The sequence below is a fragment of the Halioxenophilus aromaticivorans genome (genome assembly GCF_042850945.1).
Taxonomy (GTDB): Bacteria; Pseudomonadota; Gammaproteobacteria; order Pseudomonadales; family Cellvibrionaceae; genus Halioxenophilus; species Halioxenophilus aromaticivorans.
The window spans coordinates 181,007-205,271 of sequence record NZ_AP031496.1 but is presented as its reverse complement, the minus strand read 5'-3'; the positions used below and the strand labels follow the sequence as shown (position 1 = coordinate 205,271).

General features: G+C 51.8%; 20 protein-coding genes. 10 read left to right on the top strand and 10 right to left on the bottom strand.

Annotated features, from left to right (window positions below; all coding sequences use genetic code 11):
• Nucleotides 1-11: 11 nt before the first annotated feature.
• Complete coding sequence (locus ACGHM3_RS00900; RefSeq protein ID WP_345416030.1) at nt 12-638, top strand: MOSC domain-containing protein; 627 nt, start codon at nt 12-14, stop codon at nt 636-638.
• Nucleotides 639-955: 317 nt separating this feature from the next.
• Nucleotides 956-3,115: an EAL domain-containing protein gene (locus ACGHM3_RS00895; RefSeq protein ID WP_345416032.1), complete on the top strand. Its 2,160-nt coding sequence runs from the start codon at nt 956-958 to the stop codon at nt 3,113-3,115.
• A 7-nt stretch (nt 3,116-3,122) separates the two neighbouring features.
• On the opposite strand, the gene ACGHM3_RS00890 is transcribed toward ACGHM3_RS00895, so the two are convergent.
• Nucleotides 3,123-5,111, bottom strand: coding sequence for a diguanylate cyclase (locus tag ACGHM3_RS00890; protein WP_345416035.1), 1,989 nt, complete (start codon nt 5,109-5,111; stop codon nt 3,123-3,125).
• Between the two features lie 132 nt (nt 5,112-5,243).
• Between ACGHM3_RS00890 and ACGHM3_RS00885 the strand changes: the two genes are divergently transcribed.
• Nucleotides 5,244-6,812, top strand: coding sequence for an amidase (locus ACGHM3_RS00885; protein ID WP_345416037.1), 1,569 nt, complete (start codon nt 5,244-5,246; stop codon nt 6,810-6,812).
• Nucleotides 6,813-6,880: 68 nt separating this feature from the next.
• On the opposite strand, the gene ACGHM3_RS00880 is transcribed toward ACGHM3_RS00885, so the two are convergent.
• Nucleotides 6,881-8,515 carry a diacylglycerol kinase family protein gene (locus ACGHM3_RS00880; protein WP_345416040.1) on the bottom strand — a complete coding sequence of 545 codons (1,635 nt, stop codon included), beginning with the start codon at nt 8,513-8,515 and terminating at the stop codon, nt 6,881-6,883.
• 1,078 nt (nt 8,516-9,593) lie between these two features.
• Here ACGHM3_RS00880 and ACGHM3_RS00875 point away from each other — a divergent pair.
• The 5 genes from ACGHM3_RS00875 (at nt 9,594) to ACGHM3_RS00855 (ending at nt 16,164) form a co-directional block, all read left to right on the top strand.
• On the top strand, nt 9,594-11,366 hold the full coding sequence (locus ACGHM3_RS00875) for an N-acetylglutaminylglutamine amidotransferase (protein ID WP_345416043.1): 1,773 nt from the start codon (nt 9,594-9,596) through the stop codon (nt 11,364-11,366).
• A gap of 21 nt (nt 11,367-11,387) precedes the next feature.
• Nucleotides 11,388-13,169, top strand: coding sequence for an N-acetylglutaminylglutamine synthetase (ngg, locus tag ACGHM3_RS00870; RefSeq protein ID WP_345416046.1), 1,782 nt, complete (start codon nt 11,388-11,390; stop codon nt 13,167-13,169).
• Nucleotides 13,169-14,299, top strand: coding sequence for an osmoprotectant NAGGN system M42 family peptidase (locus tag ACGHM3_RS00865; protein WP_345416049.1), 1,131 nt, complete (start codon nt 13,169-13,171; stop codon nt 14,297-14,299). The genes ngg and ACGHM3_RS00865 overlap by 1 nt, the downstream gene beginning before the upstream one ends.
• A 281-nt stretch (nt 14,300-14,580) precedes the next feature.
• Nucleotides 14,581-15,048 carry a sigma D regulator gene (gene rsd / locus ACGHM3_RS00860; RefSeq protein WP_345416052.1) on the top strand — a complete coding sequence of 156 codons (468 nt, stop codon included), beginning with the start codon at nt 14,581-14,583 and terminating at the stop codon, nt 15,046-15,048.
• A 96-nt stretch (nt 15,049-15,144) separates the two neighbouring features.
• Nucleotides 15,145-16,164 (top strand): hypothetical protein, encoded by a 1,020-nt coding sequence (locus tag ACGHM3_RS00855; protein ID WP_345416055.1) that lies wholly within the window; start codon nt 15,145-15,147, stop codon nt 16,162-16,164.
• Nucleotides 16,165-16,173: 9 nt separating this feature from the next.
• On the opposite strand, the gene ACGHM3_RS00850 is transcribed toward ACGHM3_RS00855, so the two are convergent.
• From ACGHM3_RS00850 to ftsY, 7 genes are all read right to left on the bottom strand, one after another.
• Nucleotides 16,174-16,743 carry a hypothetical protein gene (locus ACGHM3_RS00850; protein ID WP_345416058.1) on the bottom strand — a complete coding sequence of 190 codons (570 nt, stop codon included), beginning with the start codon at nt 16,741-16,743 and terminating at the stop codon, nt 16,174-16,176.
• A 13-nt stretch (nt 16,744-16,756) separates the two neighbouring features.
• Nucleotides 16,757-17,467 (bottom strand): tRNA (guanosine(46)-N7)-methyltransferase TrmB, encoded by a 711-nt coding sequence (trmB, locus tag ACGHM3_RS00845; RefSeq protein WP_345416061.1) that lies wholly within the window; start codon nt 17,465-17,467, stop codon nt 16,757-16,759.
• 24 nt (nt 17,468-17,491) lie between these two features.
• Entirely contained in the window at nt 17,492-17,875 is a 384-nt protein-coding gene (locus ACGHM3_RS00840) for a DUF423 domain-containing protein (RefSeq protein WP_345416064.1), read from the bottom strand.
• Nucleotides 17,876-17,973: 98 nt separating this feature from the next.
• Nucleotides 17,974-18,834, bottom strand: a complete 861-nt coding sequence (gene rpoH, locus ACGHM3_RS00835; RefSeq protein ID WP_345416067.1) for an RNA polymerase sigma factor RpoH — start codon at nt 18,832-18,834, stop codon at nt 17,974-17,976.
• 215 nt (nt 18,835-19,049) lie between these two features.
• A complete protein-coding gene (gene ftsX, locus ACGHM3_RS00830; protein WP_345416069.1) occupies nt 19,050-20,069 on the bottom strand; it encodes a permease-like cell division protein FtsX in 1,020 nt (339 codons plus the stop codon).
• Complete coding sequence (ftsE, locus tag ACGHM3_RS00825; protein WP_345416073.1) at nt 20,062-20,769, bottom strand: cell division ATP-binding protein FtsE; 708 nt, start codon at nt 20,767-20,769, stop codon at nt 20,062-20,064. The genes ftsX and ftsE overlap by 8 nt, the downstream gene beginning before the upstream one ends.
• A gap of 12 nt (nt 20,770-20,781) precedes the next feature.
• Nucleotides 20,782-21,846, bottom strand: coding sequence for a signal recognition particle-docking protein FtsY (gene ftsY / locus ACGHM3_RS00820; RefSeq protein ID WP_345416076.1), 1,065 nt, complete (start codon nt 21,844-21,846; stop codon nt 20,782-20,784).
• Between the two features lie 100 nt (nt 21,847-21,946).
• On the opposite strand from ftsY, the gene rsmD reads away from it, so the two are divergent.
• Together rsmD and coaD are read left to right on the top strand one after the other, a co-directional pair.
• The gene (gene rsmD / locus ACGHM3_RS00815; protein WP_390517735.1) at nt 21,947-22,582 is read left to right on the top strand and encodes a 16S rRNA (guanine(966)-N(2))-methyltransferase RsmD; all 636 of its coding nucleotides are present in this window, start codon (nt 21,947-21,949) and stop codon (nt 22,580-22,582) included.
• Nucleotides 22,583-22,920: 338 nt separating this feature from the next.
• Nucleotides 22,921-23,400 carry a pantetheine-phosphate adenylyltransferase gene (gene coaD / locus ACGHM3_RS00810; protein WP_345416082.1) on the top strand — a complete coding sequence of 160 codons (480 nt, stop codon included), beginning with the start codon at nt 22,921-22,923 and terminating at the stop codon, nt 23,398-23,400.
• Nucleotides 23,401-23,418: 18 nt separating this feature from the next.
• Here coaD and mutM read toward each other — a convergent pair whose 3' ends face one another.
• Nucleotides 23,419-24,243, bottom strand: coding sequence for a bifunctional DNA-formamidopyrimidine glycosylase/DNA-(apurinic or apyrimidinic site) lyase (mutM, locus tag ACGHM3_RS00805; RefSeq protein ID WP_345416084.1), 825 nt, complete (start codon nt 24,241-24,243; stop codon nt 23,419-23,421).
• Nucleotides 24,244-24,265 lie beyond the last annotated feature (22 nt).

Here is a 24,265-nt window from a genome sequence, read left to right as displayed (position 1 = left end):
CGGATTTTACTATGCAACTCGTGTCGTTGAATGTCTCCACCTGCCAAACCATTGAATACAATGGCAAACAAGTCGCCACCGGAATATTTAAAACACCCGCTGCCCAACCACTACAGGTGAGTTTTCAGGGCATTGAGGGCGACGAGCAAGCCGATCTCGTCAACCACGGTGGCAGCCACAAGGCCGTTTATGGTTTTTGCACCAGCCATTACTCACACTGGAATAACGTCATCCAAAGGAATATAAGCTGGGGAGCTTTTGGGGAAAATCTCAGTGTGGATAGCCTAAGTGAAGGCAGCATTTTTATTGGCGATCAATTTAGCGTGGGCAGCTGTGTTTTGGAAGTCAGCCAGCCGAGAGTGCCTTGCTTTAAATTGGGAGTCGCACTAGGCGACAAAACACTGCCCAAGCAGTTCACTGCACACGGTAGAACCGGAGTTTATTTCCGCGTACTTAGAGAGGGTACTATTCAAGTGGGCGACGCACTCACTAAAATACATGGCGTGGAAAACTCCGTTAGTATTGAGTCGCTCTTCCGAGCTAAATTTGACAAAAGCTTTGACGAAAAAGCGTTTGTTTTTTCTAAAGCGCGCCAATTAGTCGCACTGGCGCCTGAATGGCAAGAAAAAGTAAGATAGATTTAGTGATGGTTATTTTTTTGAAAACTACGTGCAGCGCGAAAAAACAACCTGCGGGGCTAATAACCAAAAGCGTGTATTTTTTGCCATTTTAAATACTTATTAGCAAAGCCCAAATAAATACACTAGATTTTGCCAACGCTTATACCCACTGGTTATTGATCACAGCCTCTTTTGCCAGAGTTTTTTACTGCGCCTAGCATATCGTCAACCCTTTCCTATACTGAATTAAGACGCCTAAATAGAGTTTTTCTCTCAATAAAGTGGCGCCTAAACAAGCCGCTACGCATCAATCCGATTGGCAGGATATAAATTACGTGGATAAAAGGGTCGTCGCTATCTCTGACCGCTATCGCAACGTTTTGCAAGAGCAACTGGAAGTACTGAGCCGCTCTGCAAAAATCGGGGTGTTTCGCCTCTATTGTGACGAAAACGGCAACATCGACTTGGACAACAGCAACAACTGGTTGGTGATGAACCCGGCTATTGTTGGCGCACCAAGCGACGCCACCTTAACCATTACCGATGTCCTGGCGGTATTTTTTGAATCTGACGCCGCCGCCCATTTTAATACGCTCAATTGCGCCATCGTCGGTGGTTGTAATTACTTAGAAAAATCGGCGCACTTGGCAAAAACAGCACAGGGGGCGATTTGGTTAACCACAGAGATTAACGTTACCCGTTCAGGCGATGACGCGCTTTACCTCGATGGCGAAGTGCGCAACGTCTCTTCAGAAAAACGCATACTGAAAAACTTCTCTGAGCTTGGCGAGCATATCAACACCATATTACTGGAATTACCGGTCGCCATTTTTCGCTTGGAGCTGACCCAGCCCGACGACGAAATAAACGCAATGCCGGTGCCCGGAGCCAGTTGGATGCTGCATGGGTCGCTTTTATATGGGCAGCCCGAAGGCAGTTTAAAATCCCCCATGGATGCGACCAAGTTCGTCCACCCGGAAGATCGTCAGCTGATTATTGACGCGTTTGAAAACGCGGTAAAACATAAGTTATCGCGTTACCAAATTGAATACCGCACTATATGGCCCGATGGCTCGGAGCACTGGCTGATCAGCAAAGCCGTGTTCGAATACGATGACAACAACACGCCGTTGACTCTCTCTGGCGTACAATACGACATCACCGAGCAAAAACTGCAGCAACAAAAGCTGGAATTTATGGCCGGGCACGACCACCTCACGGATCTGCCCAATCGCGCCCTTTGTATGGAAACTCTGGCTCGGACTGTAGCCGCAGCCCACCGCTACAACCGAAAATTTGCGGTGATGTTTATCGATCTCGACCGTTTTAAAATCATCAACGACACCATCGGCCACGAATGTGGCGATCGGTTATTGAAAGAAATCGCCAGCCGCTTCCGCTCCAATCTGCGCGCCAGCGAATTTATCTCTCGCGTAGGTGGCGATGAATTTGTGGTTATTGCCGATGGCATTAGCCACATTGAGCAAGCGCAGGTTGTCGCTGAAAAACTGATTAGCCTAACGATTCTTCCGGTTGCCATAGACGGCGTAGAGTATCGGGTTACCGCCAGTGTTGGCGTCACCCAATACCCAGACGACGGCTTGGATGAACAAACGTTGTTGAAACACGCCGAAATGGCCATGTACACAGCCAAGGAGCGAGGCAAAAACAATTTCTCTGTTTACAACAGGGAAATGGCTGCCTTATCTTTGGAGAAAATGGACCTTGACACGCAACTTCGGGGCGCGCTGGAGCGCAATGAGTTTTCCCTTTTGTACCAACCCAAGGTGGGTCTGCAACGGGATGTCATTACCGGGGTAGAAGCGCTTCTGCGCTGGGAAAACCAAAAACTGGGGTTTGTATCGCCGATGCGGTTTATTCCGATTGCCGAAGAAAACGGCCTTATTGTGCCCATTGGCCGCTGGGTAATGGAAACCGCCTGCCGGCAAACCAAAGAGTGGCAAAAGCTGGGGCTTGAGGTTGTACCCGTTGCGGTGAATGTGTCACCGAGGCAGTTCTTGGAGCCGGATTTTTACGATGATGTACTAAATGCCTTAAACAGCAGCGGTCTAGACCCAAGCCTGCTGGAGCTGGAACTCACCGAAGGCATGATTATGAGCGATATCGAACGTACCGTTGCGCTGCTAACCGCGTTGAAAGATTTAGGGGTACGCGTGGCCATTGACGACTTTGGCACCGGCTATAGCTCGCTGGCACAGATTCGCCGCTTCCCCATCGATACGCTGAAAGTAGACCGCTCTTTTGTTCGCAATATTCACCACGATACCGAAGGCCAGGCCATTACTTCAGCGATTTTCGACATGGCTAAAAATCTCTCACTGACAGTGGTGGCGGAGGGCGTAGAGACCAACGATGAGGCCTCCTATCTACGCTCATCAAATTGCGATGAGATGCAGGGGTATTATTTTTCTAAACCGGTGGACGAAAAGAGAATCGCCATCATGTTAAGCGATCATCTGCCCCGCTATCAATAACGGCTCGCTAGTGCTCGGCTAATTCCTTTACCACTGATCCGTTTTTGTTTTTTGTTTGACAATCGTCAACCACCACGATTCGGTCTTTACCGGATTGCTTAGCGCTGTACAGCGCGCTATCTGCGGTGGCCATTAAATCGGACAGTGCTTTGAAGTGGGTGGCATTGCATAACCCGCAGGAAAAACTCACAGAGAATCGATAATCGTCGATTAAATCTGGCACTTTGTGCGTTTTCATACGCAGTTGTTCTAGCACGTTAAACGCGGTTTTGGTATTGGTGTGGGGCAAGGCTACGATAAACTCTTCGCCACCAATTCGGCCGATAATATCCGTCGCCCGCATATTCTGCGTTAATACCAACCCGAATGCCTCTAACACTTTATCACCGGTTGGATGGCCAAAATTGTCGTTCACCGCTTTGAAATCATCCAAGTCAATGATGGCCACTGCCAGTGGATAATTATGACGCCGAGCCAAGCCTAACTGATTCTCGATTAACTCCATCGTACGGCGTCGATTCGGCACCCCGGTCAGGCCATCTAAGTTGGCCATTTGCTGCAATTTTCGCTGCACTTCCTGGTTGCGAATAATAATATAGGCAAGCAAAACACAGATAATACCTACCGTTGCCAACAGCAGCAGAAGTAACACATTACGGCTGCGCTGGGTTTTTAATTCTGCCTCGGCAATATTGTTGATGCCCAATAAAAGTTGGTTTTCGTTTTCTTTGGTTTCCAATTCATACTGGGCACGTATTTGTAACAGCTGTTCTGCGCTGTGCTTTCTCATAATGGAAAGCTTTTCTTCCAGCACCTTTCTAATCACATCGTAGGCATCTCGGTAGTAACCCTTTGCCGCCGACAGCGCAGCTTTTTGTTGCTGCACCAGTAAATAGTCCACCGGCATTTCACTCATATTAATCAACGACTCCGCTTGGGCGTTGGCCTGAGTAGCGGCGTCGACGTCGCCCAAAGCGAGAAATAAATCGCCTTGGTACAAATGCACAATCATAGTGAGGAAAGGGTTATCGGATTCCTTGGCCAATTTTTCTGACTCTGCCAGCAGTTTTTTAGCAACAGCGTAATTGCCCATTTCGATGTTGATGTAACCCAGCTCTTTCTTGGCGTAGGCCACGCCTTGGTCATCGTTAATGGACTGGGCTATGTGCAGTGATTCTTGCAGTGTCTCCCGCCCCAACGAAAATTGACCGAGCCTAGAGTAGGCGTACCCCAAACCGTATAGATCAACATTTAGGCTCAGTTGATTTTTATTGCCACGGTAATAATTAACCGATTGCTGAAAGTACGGAATCGCCAACTCGTACTCTTCTCTGTATTCGTACACTAGGGCCAAGGCACTGCCCACGGCAGCCCGGGCGCCACTGTTGACCTCACTGGCCAAGGAGTAGGCTTGGTTAAGGTCTTTCAGTGCTCCGAGATAATCTCCCAACTGAGTTTTAGCCACCCCCCTAGCGCGCAGGGCGTACATTTTCATTTCATCGTCTTTAGCGGTGATGGCCCAGGTGAGCACCGGGTTGGTCAGCTCGCTGGCCCGAATGGACTCTCCGGCAATGGTGGCGATTTCAGCGTGGAGTAGTTGCGTTTTGTGGTACAGCCAGGGTTGGGATTCGGGTGACAGGTAAGACAGGGCTGTGTTGACTTCTTCGGCTGCGCGCGTGGGATAGGTTAGCATGTAAAGTGCAGCGCTAGTGCAGTAGTATTTTTGCGCCAACTGCGTATCGGTGAGGCCGTCCTCACTCATAGCTTGCATGTTGTCTAACACGGCACTGGGTTGTTGATCCACGCCATGTAAGCAATCGAAAGGGGCAGCCAATTGCGTGATGTAGCCCTTGGCAGCACCGGCCGGAACCGAGGCCGCGGCGAGCACAATAAGAATCGCCAGGCATAACTGTGCGCCTAGCTCGGTATTAATACGGAGCATACCTTTGTTTAATTTAGGCAGATCAAAATTGGCCACAGCACCATTAAGTTCCATTTAATAGGCGGACAAGCCTAGCAGGAATTGTCACCTCAGACTACTCGTTGGCGGCTCAACAGTGATCAACGCACGAAGGAAGCGTATGCTTGGCAGATAAATTCATCATTCAAAATATTATTCAGGTTTGTAATGGTCGTTTCCCGCGTTTTCTCACAGCAACAATTAACTAACTGTGTTGCCCTACTGGTACTAGCTGCCTTGTTTATTGGTCAGCCTTCGTCGGCAGCAACACCTCAAAACACCATTGCCGACATACGAAAGCTAGGCTTAACCAGCCAAGCCCTAGTGGAAAAATCCATCGCCGACATCAACCGCTTGGACCGGTCTGGCCCGACCCTCAACTCGGTGGTTGAGATCAACCCGGAAGCCTTACAACTGGCCAAGCAACTGGATGGCCAAGCGCCACTTAGCTCGCTGCATGGCTTACCTGTGCTGCTGAAAGACAACATCGATACCGGTGACAAGATGCAAACCACCGCTGGCAGCTTGGCTCTGTTAGGCACGCCGGCCCCGGAAGACGCCCACCTGGTGAAACGATTACGATCCGCCGGTGTGTTAATTCTGGGGAAAACCAACCTGAGCGAATGGGCTAATTTCCGCTCTAGCCAGTCCATCAGCGGATGGAGTGCTCGTGGCGGCCAGACCAAAAACCCCCATGTATTAGACCGAAGCCCCTGTGGTTCCAGCTCGGGCAGTGCCGTTGCCGTGGCCGCGGGTATCGTGCCCCTGGCGGTAGGCACTGAAACCGATGGCTCCATACTTTGTCCATCGGCGATGAACGGCATTGTGGGAATTAAGCCCACCCGGGGGCTGGTGAGCCGCTCCGGCATTGTACCGCTATCGCATAGCCAGGATACCGCGGGCCCAATGGCACGCACGGTGGCAGACGCCGCAGCACTGCTGGCAATCATGGCCGGCAGCGACCCAAACGATGAGAGCACAGAACTGGCAGACCAACACCAAAACGACTACCAAGCCTATCTCAAAACAGACTATTTACGCGGTAAACGGATTGGAGTTTTAATCAATAAACAGGGGTTACACGCGGGCACCGACGCAATCTTCGAAATGGCACTTAAGTCCTTTGACGCGGCAGGCGCAGTGCTCATCGACGACTTAAGCCTCCCTCATCAAGCGGATATTGGCGAGCCCGAATTCACCGTATTACTGCACGATTTTAAACACGATATTAATCGCTACCTTGGCCTGCGGCCTAACCTGAAAGTAAGTAACCTGGCTGAGCTGATTGCGTTTAATGAACGGCACGCCCGCAAAGAGTTGGCGTATTTTGACCAGAGCATTTTTATTAAAGCAGAACAAACATCGGGCGTAAGCCATAGCGATTACACCAATGCGCTGGAAAAATCTCGTCACTACGCCGGCAGCGCCGGTATTGATGCTTTAATGCAAGAACACGGCCTGGATGCGTTGGTAGCACCGGCATACACGCCTGCGTTTTTAATTGACCCGGTGTTTGGTGACAGCTTTGGTTACGGTAATTCGTCGCCGGCGGCGGTGTCTGGCTACCCATCCATCACCGTACCGGCCGGGTTTGATCACCATTTACCGGTAGGTATTGTGTTAATGGCTAGCCAGTGGCAAGACGGGGAACTGATTGGCATGGCCTACGCTTTTGAGCAACAGCACCAGGCTTACAAGCCGCCGGGCTTCCTGCCGACGCTGCAAATAGACCGATAAACCGATAAACCGATAAACCGATAAACCGATAAACCGATAAACCGATAAACCGATAAACGCTTAGTAAACTACAAATCGTCTGCCGTGGTGATAATGCGCAGTGACTTGGGAAAAGTATTTATCTCCAAGGGCAAATCGTTATAGATTTCGCCATCGATAACGTAATCATCTGCATTGCCCACTGCGATAACAATTTTACTGGCCTGCTCGTGCACCACTTGTTCGGTATTGGAAATCACGTCCTCGCCGGAGGCGGATCGTAAACCCGAGACAGCAAGCCCCAATAATTTTTTGGCATTATCGGTTACGTCACAACCCGGCTTTAAATAGGTAACATCCAATAGGCCATCGTTATACACCGGCAAGCCACCCCCCTGGGCCAGTACCGAGGTAAAGGGTGCGAGGTTGGCCACCACCAAGCTTGCGGTTTCAATTTTTTGCGCGGCGCCGTCGTCCAGGGTTAGGGTAACGTCCAGCAGATTGTTTTCGTTGATCGCTTCCCACAGTCCTTGCAAATAGGCCAACTGGCCTAGCGCATCTTTATCGACCTGCTCACTGTGCGCAATCATATGTTGTTCAAAACCTATCGCAGCCATTAACAACATGGGCTTGCCATTACATTGGGCGGTATCGATTTCAATACTATGGCCTTCAATAATAGCATCACACGCTGTGTCGATACTGGCCTCCAAAACTCCAAACAACGTTTTGGCCACCGCATTGGCGGTACCCAAAGGTATAACACCAAACACGATATCGGTGCCAATTAACTGTTCCGCCACGGCCGTTAAGGTACCGTCGCCGCCACAGGCAACCACTATCCCAATACGGTTTTGCTTTGCCTCCTGCACCCAATCCTTGGCACTTTTATTTTCTGTAAGTAAGCATTCTTTAACGGTAAAAAATTTACCTAATCGATCCAGAGCATATTGACCCTGGTTGAGCCACTTTCCGCCGCCGGACTTTGGGTTAGCGATAACATACAAGGTACTGCGCACCACCAGCTGATCGGCATCTCGGCACTTTCTCAGGTAGCGCAGCTGACGCCGATTAAGCCGTGCTTTACGTCGGATATTTTGCACTTTATCAATTGCAGCTGGAATATTCTCTTTGGGGTTGGTCGCCAACAGAAACGCCAACACCAAGAGCACCGAGCGGCCACGCCCCAGTGCGCAATGCACTAACACGTTGTGACCCTGGCGCTGCTGGTGATCAATCCAGTGCAGGGCTTTCATCAGTTGTGTTTGCGATGGCACGGCGTGATCAAGGATTGGAATATTTAGATATTCGATTTGGCTTGCGCGAGCCTCCGCATTGAGAGCATCGAACTCAGCGGTCACATCCAAAATTGCGCCAATGTTTTGCGAATCTAACAAAGACAGCTCACTGCCGGAAACCCGAGCGCCAACATACAATCTGTTGGCGATTTGCTGGATGGCAGGGTCTTTATCGGAGCGTTTTCTTATTGTGTTGTAGGCCGCCGCGCCCAGTAAGAAAGGGATAAATACCCAGCGCGACCACAGCGGTATAGTGCCATCACTGCGTTTACGAAAAACACCGGGCTTATTGAGTGCATAGGCAATGCCTACCGCTAAGAGCGATAAACCGATCCAGACAAGGGGAATTTGTAGCCAAACACTGGGGACCAACGCAGCGATTAATCCCACTAGGGCGCTGCTTACTAAATAAATTATCGCATGCATATTATTTCAGGCTGTACTCGAACGGATTCCGATTGGATAGCGTTTATCGCGATAACAGTAGTTTTAGCGTTTCGCGCAGGCGGCCACGGTTTGATTTTCACTTTTGGTCAATTCTTTGATTCCTGGCAAGCTTGTTCACCCGCCTCTCAATCTTTTGCGTATGATCACCGGATCTAGCACTTACGCCGAAAACTCGCGGACCGAAACCTAGGGATCAAAACCGGTGGACAAGCGATAAGTGTGCCATGGGATCTGCGCTGAGGAATTTTCCTTGCCCTAACCGTAATCTACGATCGATAATGTTGACACTTTCTCGAAAGTAAGTGCTGTGGCAACAAACACATTACTCAAGTAAGGAGAATCCTGACTAACCGATTGGGTTACTGTGAATCTTTACGCCGCAAGTATCGCCCTCTTTCTAACTAACCCACTCTTTACAGCCCTCTCTAGGCTCTCTCTCGCCCATTACACCGCTGCTGGCTCTCTCCCCTAACTTGACGCCTAAACCAACTTTTGCTCAGCCACCTCTGTAAGATGGATTTCGTTCTTTGAAAAATTTACAAAACTGCCCTGCGATTCAGAGCTTAAAAAGCTAGCAAGTCCACGCTGGGGTGAATTCCTGCCAAGTGATTCCTGATATGGAATGCCCAATCTGTTACACTGACATACTGATTCAATATGAAAGAGCTGCATTGACTGTCACACCCAAGGTAGCCTTGGGGCGAGCCTTCCCGGGGAAGACAGTACTCGGGGATTAAACGCAAGAATACCGTGCAGCCTAGTCATATTCACAGCACCAAGGCAACGACGCTTCGGTGCGTTTTCAAAGGTCCAAATGAGGTTGCACTAGAAGGCTGCCCACTGCAGAGCAAAACGCCGCGCATTATTCCACAGCAGATAGGCCAGAGCAGATAGGCTTCCGCCCGAATAATCGCGAGCATAGCGGTAATACAGTTTTAGTATTGTGATGCGGTTTAATATTTGCAGACCGCCCCCGGCTCTAGCTCCTGGCGCGTTACAAGCAGTACTCAGCGCCGAGATCACTCGTTATTTCAATAAACAAGGCTTAGATTAAACTATGTGCGGTATTTGCGGCGAAATTCAATTTTCCAACAACCCTCCATCGGTGAGTGCGGTAGAGCGTATGGCTCAAACTTTAGTGCCGCGTGGTCCCGATGCAGGAGGTGTGTTTGCACAGGGAAACATGGCTTTTGGCCATCGCCGCCTTAAAATTATTGATTTGTCCGACCACGCCCAACAACCCATGCACGACCCAGCGTTGGGGCTAACCTTGGCCTTCAACGGTTGCATATACAACTACCAGATCCTGCGCAAAGAACTGGAAGCCCTGGGTTACTCGTTTTTCTCCACAGGGGATTCCGAAGTCATACTAAAGGCCTACCACGCCTGGGGTATCGACTGTGTGAAACGTTTCAATGGCATGTTCGCCTTCGCTATTCACCATCGGGACACCGGCAAAATAGTGTTAGCCAGAGACCGTTTTGGCATCAAACCGCTGTACGTTGCCGAAGTGAATGGCGGCTTGCGTTTCGCCTCCTCACTGCCCGCCATTTTAGCCAGCGGCGGAATAGACACCGACATAGACCCGATAGCGTTACACCACTATATGCAGTGGCACGCAGTGGTACCACCGCCGTATACCCTACTAAAAGGTGTTCGCAAATTACCGCCGGCAACGGTGCGAGAAATTCAACCCAACGGTGATAGCAAAGATACCCAGTACTGGTCGCTGGCCATGGGTCCCATGGGTGACGACGACCAAAAAACCGAAGCCGATTGGCAGGAAGAATTGCTCACAACCCTGCGCACATCGGTGGCAAGACGATCCATTGCTGACGTACCGGTGGGTGTTCTGCTCTCCGGTGGTTTGGACTCCAGTTTAATCGTGGGATTACTGGCCGAACTTGGCCAAACCGACTTGCATACGTTTTCAGTCGGGTTTGAGGCCGCCGGCGGTGAGCACGGCGACGAATTTAAATATTCCGATATCATTGCCCAACATTACGCCACCGACCACCACCAAATTAGAGTGCCTTCTAGCCGGCTGCTAGAAACCCTGCCACAAACCTTCAAAGCCATGTCTGAGCCCATGGTCAGCTACGATAACGTGGGTTTCTTTTTGCTGTCCCACGAAGTATCAAAGCACTTAAAGGTGGTACAAAGTGGCCAGGGAGCCGATGAAGTCTTCGGCGGCTACCATTGGTATCCCCCCATGGTGGACACCAAAACCCCCGTTGACACCTATCGCCAACATTTTTTTGATCGTTCCCAAGCCGAGTACGCCCAAGCTGTGCACCCACGCTTTGTGCAAGACGATTACAGCCAGCAGTACGTAGAACGGTACTTCTCCGCACTGAGCACGCCCTCCCATGTGGATAAAGCCTTACACATCGATACCAATGTTATGTTGGTCGACGACCCAGTAAAACGGGTGGATAACATGACCATGGCCTGGGGCCTAGAGGCGCGCGTGCCGTTTTTGGACCACGAGGTAGTGGAGCTAGCCGCCCGTATTCCTGCTCAGCTTAAATTGGCCCAGGGCGGCAAACATATTTTGAAAGAAATTGGCCGCAAAATTATTCCCAATCAAGTTATTGATCGTCCGAAGGGGTATTTCCCAGTGCCTGCACTGAAATACATCGAAGGGCCATACCTGGAGTTTGTACGCGGCTACTTAGACAGCGAGCAAGCGCGCAGCCGAGAATTATTTCAACGGCCCTATTTAGAACAACTGATGGCAGCACCGCGCGATCACATCACACCGCTGCGTGGCTCCAAACTATGGCAGGTGGCCATGTTGGAGATGTGGCTACAAACCCACGGTATTTAATTATTCTGAGCACTACCCATCATGACCAACAAAAGCGGAAGTCGACACGTGGATAACGATCACCCAGATCCAATGGACCCGTCGCTGATGGCCTCTTTGAAAAACTGGGGCAAACCCATCGACGACAACGGCACACAGCCCATGGCCAAGGAAGTCACCTTGGACTGCGGCTGGGGCCGTTTGGTATTTGGGCAAACCTTTGCCGAGCCGCGTACCGTGGCTGAGATTATTCGCCGAGAAAAGAAAGATCAGCGAGATATTGCTCTTTACGTGCGCGAACCCAATTTAATTTTGGCCAACGCACCACAAGAATTATTTTTAGACCCGTCGCTCACCTATCGATTGGATTTTCGGCACTACCAAACACGCAGTGATCAGCCCGAGGGCGTACGCATTCGGCTGTATTCTGCCAGTGACAAACAACTGCACATCGACCGGCTGTATAAAATCCACAACATGGTGCCCGCCTACGACGGTTTTTACAGCAAGCTGGATGAATTAAAAGAACACTGCTTGTTAGTTGCGGAAGACACCAGCACCGGCGAGCTAATCGGCGCTGTACATGGCGTAGACCACAAACTGGCCATCAATGATCCCGACAACGGCTGCAGCCTGTGGGCACTGGTAGCGGACCCACAAGCCCAAATTCCCATGGTAGGCGAATGGCTAACCCGCGCGTTAATAGAAAAATTCATCGCCGATGGCCGCGACTTTATGGACCTATCTGTGATGCACGACAACACTCGAGCAATTAAACTGTACGACCGTCTCGGGTTTCAACAAGTACCGGTATATTGTATTAAGAAGAAAAACTCCATCAACGAACGCTGGTTCGTTGGCCAAGATCCAGAAGAAAATCTCAACATCTACGCTCGCATCATTACCATGGAAGCCCGACGCCGAGGCATCGGTGTGGAAATCCTCGATGCCGAGGGTGGTTTTTTTAAATTAAATTTAGGCGGGCGTTCTATCACCTGCCGAGAATCCTTGAGCGAGCTCACCAGCGCCATCGCCATGAGCCGCTGCGACGACAAAGCAGTTACCCGCCGAGTGCTAGAACACGAAGGCTTGCGCGTGCCGGAACAAATCACCTCCGATGACGCCGATGCCGTGGAATCGTTTATTAATTTGCACCACAAGGTGGTCGTCAAGCCCGCGCGCGGCGAGCAGGGCCGAGGCATTAAAGTTGGCCTTACCCAATTGCCAGAAGTACAAGAGGCCATTAAAGAGGCTGCCGATTACAGCGATAAAGTACTGCTGGAGGAATGCGTAGACGGCGAAGACCTGCGCATTATTGTTATCGACTACAAAGTCGTCGCAGCCGCGGTACGCCGTCCGCCCCACGTTGTGGGTAACGGCAAAGACAGCGTAGCGACCTTGGTAGAAAACCTCAGCCACCGCCGAGCCGCCGCCACCCATGGCGAGAGTACCATTCCCGTGGATGTAGAAACCGCCCGCTGTGTGCGCCAGAGTGGCTACAGCCTGGATGACATTCCCGCCAGCGGCACACGCATAAAGGTACGCTCCACCGCCAACCTCCACACCGGTGGCACCATCCATGACGTCACCAATCAACTACACCCGGTATTAATCGCAGCCGCCAAGCGCGCGGCACGGGCCTTGCACATTCCTGTTGTGGGATTGGACTTTTTAGTGCCCGATGTCGGCGGCCCAGACTACGTTATCATTGAAGCCAATGAGCGACCTGGCCTAGCCAATCACGAACCACAACCCACCGTAGAGCGATTTATTGATCTATTATTTCCTCATACCAAAAGTGTGAGTAACGAACAGGAAAACTGATGCAACTTAAGATTGACCAGGACTACCTTCGCGACACCTTGAAGGCACTTCTGGAAACCCCTAGTCCCTCGGGCATGACCGACGAAGTCGTGCGCTTTGTCTGCTCCGAGTTAGATACCCTCAAGATCTCCTACGAGCTAACCCGGCGCGGTGCGATTCGCGCCACCATTAAAGGCAGAAACGACGCTCCCCGTCGTGCTGTAGCCGCCCACCTGGATACCCTGGGCGCCATGGTAAAAGGCTTGAAGCGCAACGGCCGCTTACGCGTGGTGCCCATCGGCCACTGGAACGCTCGCTTTGCCGAGGGCGCCAGAGTAAAAATCCACTGCGATAACGGCACCGTGCTTACCGGCACAATTTTACCGCTCAAAGCCTCGGGGCACACTTACAACAAAGGCGTGGATGAACAACCCTCGGCCTGGGAAAACCTAGAAATTCGCGTGGATGCCACCGCCGTAGGCGTAGACGAATTGTGGGAACTGGGTGTGCGTGTGGGCGATTTTGTGTCCGTGGATTCGCAACCCCAAATTCACCCCAATGGTTTTGTTAACGGCCGTCACCTGGACGACAAAGCCGGTGTCACCAGCATTTTGGCTGCAGCCAAGGCCTTGGTTGAGAGCGACCAAAAACCCTACGCTGACTGCCACTTATTATTTACGATTTCCGAGGAAGTGGGTGTTGGCGCATCCCATGTCTTGCACGGTGAAGTGGCCGAGATGGTCTCGGTGGACAACGGCACCATCGCCCCAGACCAAAACACCTGCGAATATGGCGTCACTATTGCCATGCAAGATTCCAGTGGCCCGTTCGATCGCGCCCTAAGCCAGCACTTAATTGGCCTGTGCAAACGCGAAGAAATTGAATTTAGCCGAGATGTTTTTCTCTACTACAGAAGCGATGCCGCCGCTGCATTAGAGGCAGGCAACGACATCCGCACCGCGTTGATTTGTTTTGCACTGGACGCCTCCCATGGCTGGGAACGGTCCCACCTGCGTTCGCTAAATTCGGTTGCGCAGCTGCTGGTGCAGTATTTACAGTCTAAGCCATTGTTCGGCGAAGATGAAAATGTCATTGGCAGCGATCAAGACTACCCGCTAATCACCCCTAACGAAAAACTGCAACGTCATTGAACCTCAACATTTTGCAATTTTTGGATTCTTTGCTAAGGCAGTAAGCTCTGCCTTAGCCTCTGGCCCAAAAGAATGCCGACGCAAAAAAAGCCAAGCAAATCAAGGCTATTTTTGGCGTATAAACTGCAAGATTAATTCTTTTTTGTTTAGCCATTTTACTTTCTTTTAACAGCTTTATTCTGATAACCTAACTGCAACTTAAACGCTCTTTTTTTCAATCTTAATTAGGCATAAGAGCAAACATTCAAATTGACAGTTAATCAGTGGTAGAAGGGTGTAGCATGCTTGAGCATTGTCAATCGGCACAAGAACGTTGGGGTGGCGTCAACGATATTATCGACCGTTGGTTAAATCAGCGCCAATCCCTGCTCGTCGTTTATTGTGGTTTATCCGGCGTTAAAGCCTTCGCCGACAACGACCAAGAACACGGCGCAACAATCCGCAATTTGTGCCAACTATTGGTGGACTATGTCTCGGCCGGTCATTTTGAAGTGTACGAGCAACTGATCCAGGAAGGTAAAGACTTCGAAGACACCGAGGGCCTTAAAAAAGCCGCTACGTTGTATCAAGTCATCGATGACACCACTGAAAAACTCATTGATTTTAATGACAAATACGAAGAAATAGACGATTTATCCACCCTGGTTGAAGACTTGTCTGAAACCGGTGTCACTTTGGCTAATCGCTTTGAGGCCGAAGATCAAATGATCAACGTCTTGCACACAGCCCACAAACAGCTGGTTGTTTAAATCCTACCACGCGCCGTTGCCTCGGCGCGTTTTTGCACTCATCTTCTGCTCTTTTCGGCCGATAGCTCATTGACCAGTTCTCTTTGGATGAAATCAATGCATCGCCGTGCTACCAGCGCTGACTTTTTAACTGCGACCAAGCTTCGTTTACGTATACCTTGCTGCCTTTTTCTGGCCGCCGCTAGCCTGTTGGTTGGCTGTAAACCTGGGCCGGAGCAGAGCCAAGAAATTGCCGCGCAAGGTTTATACAGCGCCAGCATAAGCACCGATGGCAATTTATTGACGGTTGGGTCGATTTATCATGGCGGCAGCCTATGGTCCGGCGATGAACGACTGTTTAACTGGAACCATAAAAGCGGCGAAATGACCGAGTTGGTCGCAGTGGATTTTTCTCCGGAAAGCCAGTGGGCAGTGACCGCTGCTGCGCGTTCGTTTGTGCTTTGGTCTGCTCGCAACGGTAAAGCCAGTGCCTATTTATCGACTCCGGCCCAAGTAACAGACATTGCCCTTGGGCCCAATGGCAACTACGCCCTGGTAGGCACAACCAATAACGACGCACTGCTGTATAGCCCACGGCAACAGTCGGTGGTGCGCGAGCTGCCCCACAGCAACAGCGTGCGCAGTGTTGCTATTAGTGGCGACGGCCGCCTTGGATTAACCGGCTCCGAGGACGCCAACGCAACCGTCTGGGATTTACAAACCGGCAACGCGTTGCATCGCAAGCGGCATAACGACGAAGTCCAATTGGTAGCATTGAGCCCAGATGGCCGCTTGGCATTGAGCGCAGCGCAATACGATAAAGCCCTGCTGTGGCGTACCCGCAGTGGCGATGAAATTGGAAAATTGCCGATTTCCGATGAAAAAATAAAACGCGGTAAGTTGTTCACCGCAGCGCAGTTCAGCGCCAAGGGCGACCAACTACTCACCGGAACATCGGATCAAGAAGTGCAGTTGTGGAACACCCGCAAATTAACGCTGCTGGCCGAGTGGCGATTACCCAAGCGGCACGCTTGGCAGCCCACCGGTGCGGCGGTGATTGCCGTTGGCTTTGATCGCCGTTCCGGGATGTATCATGCGGTTACAGCCAATGGCTTCAGCCATATCTTAAAACGATAACACGGTTTTTTATTTCACCGGGTAACCCGACTCGCTGGTCTCCAACCAGGCGACATGCTGATCTACGGCATCCGCCCACGAGTCTGCCGCCTCAATATGCTGCAACAATGCTTTTGCATCCGCCGCCTTGGGTTTTTTAAGCTGCTTGTGTAATTGGTCGGCGATCTCAAGTGCCTGCTTTTGCAACACATCGAATTCAGCCACCACCTGGTCCGCTGTATAGCCATTGGCCTTAAATTTTTGCGGCTTAGTTTGCCAACGTTGTAACCAACTGTTACCAATTTTGTATGAAATTTTTAGCTGCTTGCGAAAAGTATCCAGCGCCTCATCTGCTTGATTGAGTTTTTTGCGTTGCTTTTTTTCAAGCGTAGCTTCGGTGGAGGCCACCGGACTAATGATTGCCGCCAGGTCAGACAGCGTATCCCTGGCATCGGATAAGTTATCAATGTAAGCATCGCGCTTAGTAAAACCCAGAGAATATAGATTTAAAAAGTGCGTGGTCTCGCACCCTGCCATCAGCACCGATAACCACCCCAAAACCAATAACTGCGCGAAGCTTTTTAAAACACCGTTATTCATAGTTTCCCTTGATTTATTCTGGCTTTATAAAAACAAGATCCCAAACACCGTGGCCGAGGTTTTCACCGCGCTTTTCAAACTTGGTGTTGGGGCGGAAATCCGGCTTGGGATGATACCCGCTATTTTCTGCGTTGTTTACCAGGCCCGGATCGGCAGTGAGTAATTCTAGCATTTGCTCCGCATAGGGCTGCCAATCGGTGGCAAAATGGCAAACACCACCGGGTTTTAATTTTGCGCAGATTAATTTCAGAAATTCCGGCTGTACAATACGCCGCTTGTTATGCTTTTTTTTATGCCAAGGATCTGGGAAATACAATTGAAAACGGCTGATGCTGTTATCGCGAAAACAATCAGTGAGCACATCGTTGGCATCGGCCATGTAAACGCGCAAATTATCTACGTTGTTTTCTCGAGCGTTATTTATGATACGGCCAATGCCCGGCGGATGAACTTCAATGCCGACGAAGTTTTTATCCGGCTCTTGCTGGCACATGGTGAGTAGCGAATCGCCCATACCGAATCCAACTTCAACCACCAGCGGTGCTTCGCGTTGGAATTGCTGCGGCCAGTCTTGCGCGCCCGAGAACAAACTGAGTCCGTAGGTTGGCCAAGCTTTGGCAAATGCATTGCGCTGGCCATCGGTCATACGGCCAGCCCGGATGACAAACGTGCGAATGGATTTATCTTTAAATTCAGGTTTGATTGGAATTTCTACGTTACTCATGTGTACCGCTGTTCGTTAATCGTTTTAAATTGGTTTGTGCTGTTGTAACGCGTGCGCAAAGATCATCAGCCAACCGGCCATAAAGCAAAGCCCGCCTAACGGAGTGACGGGCCCCAACCACTTGGGGCCACCCAATGCCAGCCAGTATAGGCTACCCGAGAAACCGACAATGCCAGCGAGAAAGCACAATCCGCCCAGCCCTAGGAAACGGCTTGGCGCGGTTGCCGCCACATAGAGGGCCAGAGCCAATAACGCCAGTGTGTGGTAAAAATGGTATTGCACGCCAGTGTTATACACGGCCATCATTTCAGGGCTCAATTTTGCCTTTAAGCCATGGGCACCATAGGCTCCGATTGCCACCGCTAACAACCCGCTAACGCCGGCACTTCCCATTAACCACTGCGCCACATGCCCTCCTGAATTTTGCTGATTGTAATATGAAAAAAGCCGTGCTAATGCACGGCTTTCTAACTGCTTTACGGTTTGCCTATGGCAAGTAACGCGGATTAAATCTCGACTTCGATCATTGCGCGCACTTTTTTCATGGCGTTTTTCTCTAACTGGCGAATACGCTCCGCAGACACACCATACTGATCGGCCAGATCGTGTAACGTGGATTTGTCCTCGCTCAACCAGCGCTGCTGGATAATATCCCGGCTACGGTCGTCCAGCTGATCCAAGGCGGACTCGAGGTTGGCAACGCTGTTGCTCTCCCAATCGGAGTCTTCCAACTGGGTGGCTGGGTTGTAGCGAGCATCTTCCAGGTAATTGGCAGGTGCTTGGAAAGCGGTGTCGTCATCGTCATCCGCGCCGGCATCAAAGCCCATATCGGTGCTGGCCAGCCGGCCTTCCATTTCACGCACATGCTTAACGTCAACGTTTAGGTCTGCTGCAACGGCTTTTGCTTCTTCGTTGGTTAACCAGGCCAGGCGTTTTTTGGCGCCGCGCAGATTAAAGAACAACTTGCGCTGTGCTTTGGTGGTTGCGACTTTCACAATGCGCCAGTTACGCAAAATAAACTCGTGAATTTCGGCTTTGATCCAGTGCACGGCGAAAGATACCAAACGCACACCCTTTTCTGGGTTAAAGCGTTTTACGGCCTTCATCAGACCAACGTTGCCCTCTTGCACCAGATCAGACTGGTTCAGCCCATAACCGGCGTAGGATTTAGCAATGTGTACAACAAAGCGCAAATGCGCCATTACCAGGCGTCGAGCGGCCTCCAGGTTCTCCTGGTAGTAAAGCTGCTCTGCCAATTCTTTTTCTTCTTCGGCAGTTAGAATCGAGAAGCTGTTTACAGCCTGGATGTACGCATTAATGTTTTGCCCTGGGGCAAGCATTTGTACAGGCAGTAACTGGGTTCCCATAGTACCTCCAAAATGTGGTCAAGGGGTCAATACTAACATCGTTCAATTTAGACCGCCAGAAGGCGTAAAGTTCCCTGTTTTCGGGGCTTGCAACGGTGAATTAACCGGCATGGGCTAAGCTTAAATTGCCACCAAACTGTCTGTTTGGCGGCCAAACCTAATATCAACCGGCTAAGTTTGGGCCAATTTGGTTAATTTCAAGCCAGCCGCTTGCCTTAGGTCGGTTTAATCGCCGACAAGTGGCGCGAAACCGAGAGCCAGGCCCCCAATGAGCCTAGCACACCCGCGGCTAAAACCAAGGCCAAAGAGCCACCAAAACCAAGCCCCGCAAGCTCAAACTGGGTGCTGTAGAGCGCCGCTAACCTAGCGATGGGCCCGGCTAACCAGGCATTGGCCAGCAGAAGCATAGCGACCGCCAGGCCTCCGCCCAAAAGGCCATACCACAGACCAGTGTAGAGAAACGGCCTGCGCACAAAGCCGTCGCTGGCGCCCACCAGCTTGGCAATGACTATCTCATCCTTACGGCTGCTGATCGCCAAGCGGATGACATTGCCCACAATCAACACCACCCCCAAGGCCAGCAAGCTACCCAGAGCGGATACCACGCGCTCAATCAGCGCCATGATTTGCTGCAATCGAGCCACCCACTCCAAATCCAACAAAACCGATTCCACCACAGAATCTTGGGCTAATTGGGTTCGCAAGGAAGACAGCTCTGGAACGCTGAGGTCACCGGGGGTAATGACCACAACCGGCGGCAGCGGGTTGTCGTCTAAGTCTGCCAACACGTCACCAAACCCCGATGCGGCCTGGAAATCCAGCAGCGCTTGCTCCGGCGTTATCAGCTGCCAAGAGTCTACCTGGGGGTTACGGTCGAGCTGTTGGTTGAATTGGTCGATGGCTCTGTTACTGGCGCGCTTATGCAAAAACACAGAGATCTGGGCCGGCGCCCGCCATTGCTCGGCCTGCCGCTCCATATTGGCCAATCCCAAGTACAGCAGGGCCGGCAATGCCAGGGCAATGGCGATGACCAAACAGGTGGGCAGCGACTGGCCCGGCGTGCGCAGAATGCGAGTAAAGGCCTCGCTGGCACTGGCTTGGTGGTGCTTTACATAGGCTAATAAGCGATCGCTTGCTGGCAGTTGCTCGCCAATAGGCCCTGCTTTACCCGCTGGGGCTTTGGGCTTGGCGCGTTTGTTCGCGCGTTTATTGGTTGGCCGTTTTTGCTCAGCCATCGGTCTGCTCCGACCCGGGTTTAGATCGCGGCGCATCTTCGAGCAAGCCGTCGTACACCAACTGGCCATCGGCCAAACCCAGTACTCGCATACTCATGGTACGGATGAGGGAAATATCGTGGGTGGCTATCAAGACCGTAACCCCAACCTGATTAAATTCGAAAAACAGGTTCATGATCTCGGCGGATAATTCTGGGTCTAGGTTGCCGGTGGGTTCATCGGCCAACAGCACCGGCGGCTTGTTAACCACCGCCCGCGCAATGCCCACTCGCTGCTGCTCACCGCCAGACAACGTCATGGGGCTGGATTTTTCTTTGGCCAGTAGGCCGACTTTATCCAGCGAGGCACGCACACGTCGCCCAACCTCACGGCCACGCATGCCTGCGATATACAGTGGTAGGGCGACATTTTCAAACACGCTGCGGTCGAACAGCAATTGATGATTCTGAAACACCACGCCAACCTGGCGCCGTATCAAGGGGATATGCCGGTTGCCCAAACGGTTGAGGTTTTGGTTTTGCACAAACACCTGGCCGCGGGTGGGCCGCTCGATCATCATCACCAGCTTTAGCAGGGTGCTTTTCCCGGCCCCGGAATGGCCGGTGAGAAAGGCAAAATCACCGGAGGCCAACTCAAAGTTCAAGTTTTGCAGAGCATCCTGGCTGCCATAACGTTTGGCGACGTGGTCGAACCGAATCATATCGCTTTACGCTTAGCTCCGATCAAACAGCGCATCGATAAAGGCATCGGCGGCAAACGGCTGGAGATCATCGGCGGTTTCGCCTACGCCGATGAAGCGCACTGGAATCTTAAACCGCTTGCTGAGCGCAAAGATAATCCCGCCGCGGGCTGTGCCGTCGAGCTTGGTGAGCACCAGGCCGGACACACCCACCGCATCGTTGAACTGCTCGGCTTGATTAATCGCATTTTGACCGGTGCCCGCATCCAGCACCAATAGCACTTCGTGGGGCGCGGAGTCGTCGATTTTGGCCATAACTCGCTTAACCTTGGACAGCTCATCCATAAGGTTACTTTTGTTGTGTAGGCGCCCGGCGGTATCGGCGATAACAACGTCGGCACCGCGGGACTTGGCCGCCTGTAAGGCATCAAAAATTACCGAGGCGCTGTCGGCGCCGGTGTGTTGTGCAATCACCGGCACGCTGTTGCGCTCACCCCAGACCTGGAGCTGTTCTACCGCCGCAGCACGGAAGGTATCGCCGGCGGCGAGCACCACTTTTTTACCGTCGTTTTGCAGGTGTTTGGCCAACTTGCCAATGGTGGTGGTTTTGCCAACACCGTTCACACCCACGACTAGAATGACGTAGGGCTGCTTGGCGCTGTCGATCTGCAGGCGCTGTTCCACCGGCTGCAATATTTGGCTAAGGTGCCGCTGCAGGGCCAGATACACCGCATCACCGTCGGTGAGCTGTTTGCGTTCAATGCTCGCGGTGAGCTCATCAATGATTTCAGAGGTCGCCTCAATGCCGATATCCGCCGTTAATAATAACGTTTCGATTTCTTCCAGCAGCTCTTCATCAATTTCTTTTTTGCCCAGCAATAACGTGGCTAAACCGTTGCTGAGGTTACTGCTGGTGCGCGATAGCCCTTGCTTAATGCGCTGAAAGAAGCCTAACTTGGTCGGCTTTTCCGCCACCGGTGACACCGTGGGCTCGGGCTGTGCCGGTGGTTCTGAAGCCGGCTCGGCGTTTATAATGCCGGACTGGGCTGCTGGAACTTCCGCTTCCGAGGGTTTCTTCTTTTTGCGTTTGAAAAACATAGATGAGCAAGTCCGCACATGTCGCTGGTTTAGCGCGACATTCTAGCACCAGTTATCCCTCCGATTCATCGGAATGTGGCAACAATCCACTGAGTTTATTATGGCGCGCAATCGCAATCCCAACCCAGCCAACCGCAGCCGCGGCGGCACACCCCGCAAGGGTGACCCCACCACCACCGGCCAGCTGCGAATCATTGCCGGCCAATGGCGCGGCCGGGTTTTGAAATTTCCCGCCCTAGATGGACTAAGGCCTACCGGCGACCGCGTGCGAGAAACGCTGTTCAATTGGCTGCAGGGCGATATAACTCAGGCGCGTTGTCTGGATTTGTTTGCCGGATCCGGCGCCCTGGGCCTGGAGGCGTTGTCGCGCGGGGCGCAGCACTGTACCTTCATCGACACACAAAGCAACGCCTGCCAAGCGCTGGCCGCCAACCTCGAATTGCTGAACTGTAGCCAAGGCCAGATCGCCCAGACCAATGCTCTGCAATGGTTGGCCAGCTCGGCCAACGGGCTAGAAAAACCTTACGATATTATCTTTTGCGACCCGCCCTTTGCCGCCAACCTGTGGCCACAAACCCTCGCCGCACTATCAAGACACCCATGCTTAGCCAGCAATGCTTTGGTGTACATAGAAGCGCCCAAGGATGCCACCCTTGAGCCATCCCCGAGTTGGCAATTGGCGCGGGTGAAAGACGCTGGGCAAATCAGATTTTATTTGTTTCAAGCCACCGGCTGAGGTATAAACCCGCCTAACCTCATCGACTCGCACTATCAAGACACCCATGCTTAGCCAGCAATGCTTTGGTGTACATAGAAGCGCCCAAGGATGCCACCCTTGAGCCATCCCCAAGTTGGCAATTGGCACGGGTGAAAGACGCTGGGCAAATCAGATTTTATTTGTTTCAAGCCACCGGCTGAGGTATAAACCCGCCTAACCTCATCGACTAAAGAGCACTGGAATACCGCCTAAGCGCCACCACCGGTGCCGAAGTAGAACCCCTGTGTTTTATTCTTGCCATACGACAACAACAATTGAGGCCACAGCCACCGCCTGGGCTGAAAGGGAGTGAAGTTATGAAGAAAGTGGTTTACCCCGGTACGTTCGACCCGATCACCAATGGCCATATTGACCTGGTGGAACGAGCCTGCCGCCTGTTTGATAATGTCGTCGTTGCCGTTGCCGCCAGCACCAAAAAAAATCCATTGTTCACACTAGATGAGCGCGTTGCCCAAGTGCAGCAAGTCACCGGACATTTGGATAATGTATCGGTTATTGGATTCAACATTTTATTCGCCAACTTAGTAGACCAACTGAACGCCAACGCCGTGGTACGCGGTCTACGTGCAGTTTCCGATTTCGAGTACGAATTCCAACTGGCCAATATGAACCGTGCTTTATCGCCAAAAATGGAAACCATGTTCCTCACTCCCGCCGAGCATCTGAGTTATATCTCGTCTTCGTTGGTGCGAGAAATTGCCTCGTTAGGTGGTGACGTCAGTAATTTTGTGCCGCCGCTGATCGAGCAGGATCTGCGCAAAAAATTCCAGCCCTAGCACCCGCACTGGTCGGTACTAGGATTGGCACACCCGGCAATACACGGTTGAGCGATTACCCAAGCGGGTTTCGGTCAACTGCCCGGCACACACCCGGCACAATTTGCCACCACGGCCATACACGGCCAGTTGCTGCGCAAAGTAACCGGGTTTGCCGTCACCCCCGGTAAAGTCTCGCAACGTAGTGCCGCCCTGGGTGATGGCTTTTTGCAGCACTTTTTTAATCTCTGACACCAACAATTCCGCCCGCGCTTTGGTTAAACTGCCCGCCGCTTTACCGGGTCTAATCCCCGCCGCAAACAGCGCTTCGTTGGCGTAAATATTACCCACCCCCACTACAATTTTGCTGTCCATAATAAAGGTTTTAATGGCGGTTTTACGTGTGCGAGAACGCGCGTACAGATAAGCCGCGTCAAAGGCATCGGTCAACGGCTCCGGGCCGAGATGATTGATCAATTGGTGCTTGCCAATGGGTTCTCGGGTCCACAGCAAAGCGCCAAAACGGCGAGGGTCGGTAAACCGTACAGCAACGTTTCCGCTAAAAATCACATCTACGTGATCGTGAATGGCAGGCGGCTCCTGCACCCCCGAGCCCTGCAAAATGCGTAGCGAACCAGACATACCCAAATGCCACAGAGCGGTGCCATGGGCGAAATTCAGCAGTAAATATTTACCTCGACGATCAATGGATCTAAGCGTTTGGCCTTCTATTTGAGTGGCCAAATCGGAGGGAATGGGCCAGCGCAAACTGGCGTTACGCACCACCAGCTGTTTCACTTTGCGCCCTACAATATGCGGTGCAATGCCTTGGCGGGTGGTTTCGACTTCGGGTAATTCGGGCATAGGGGGCTCGCAGCTATTAAGT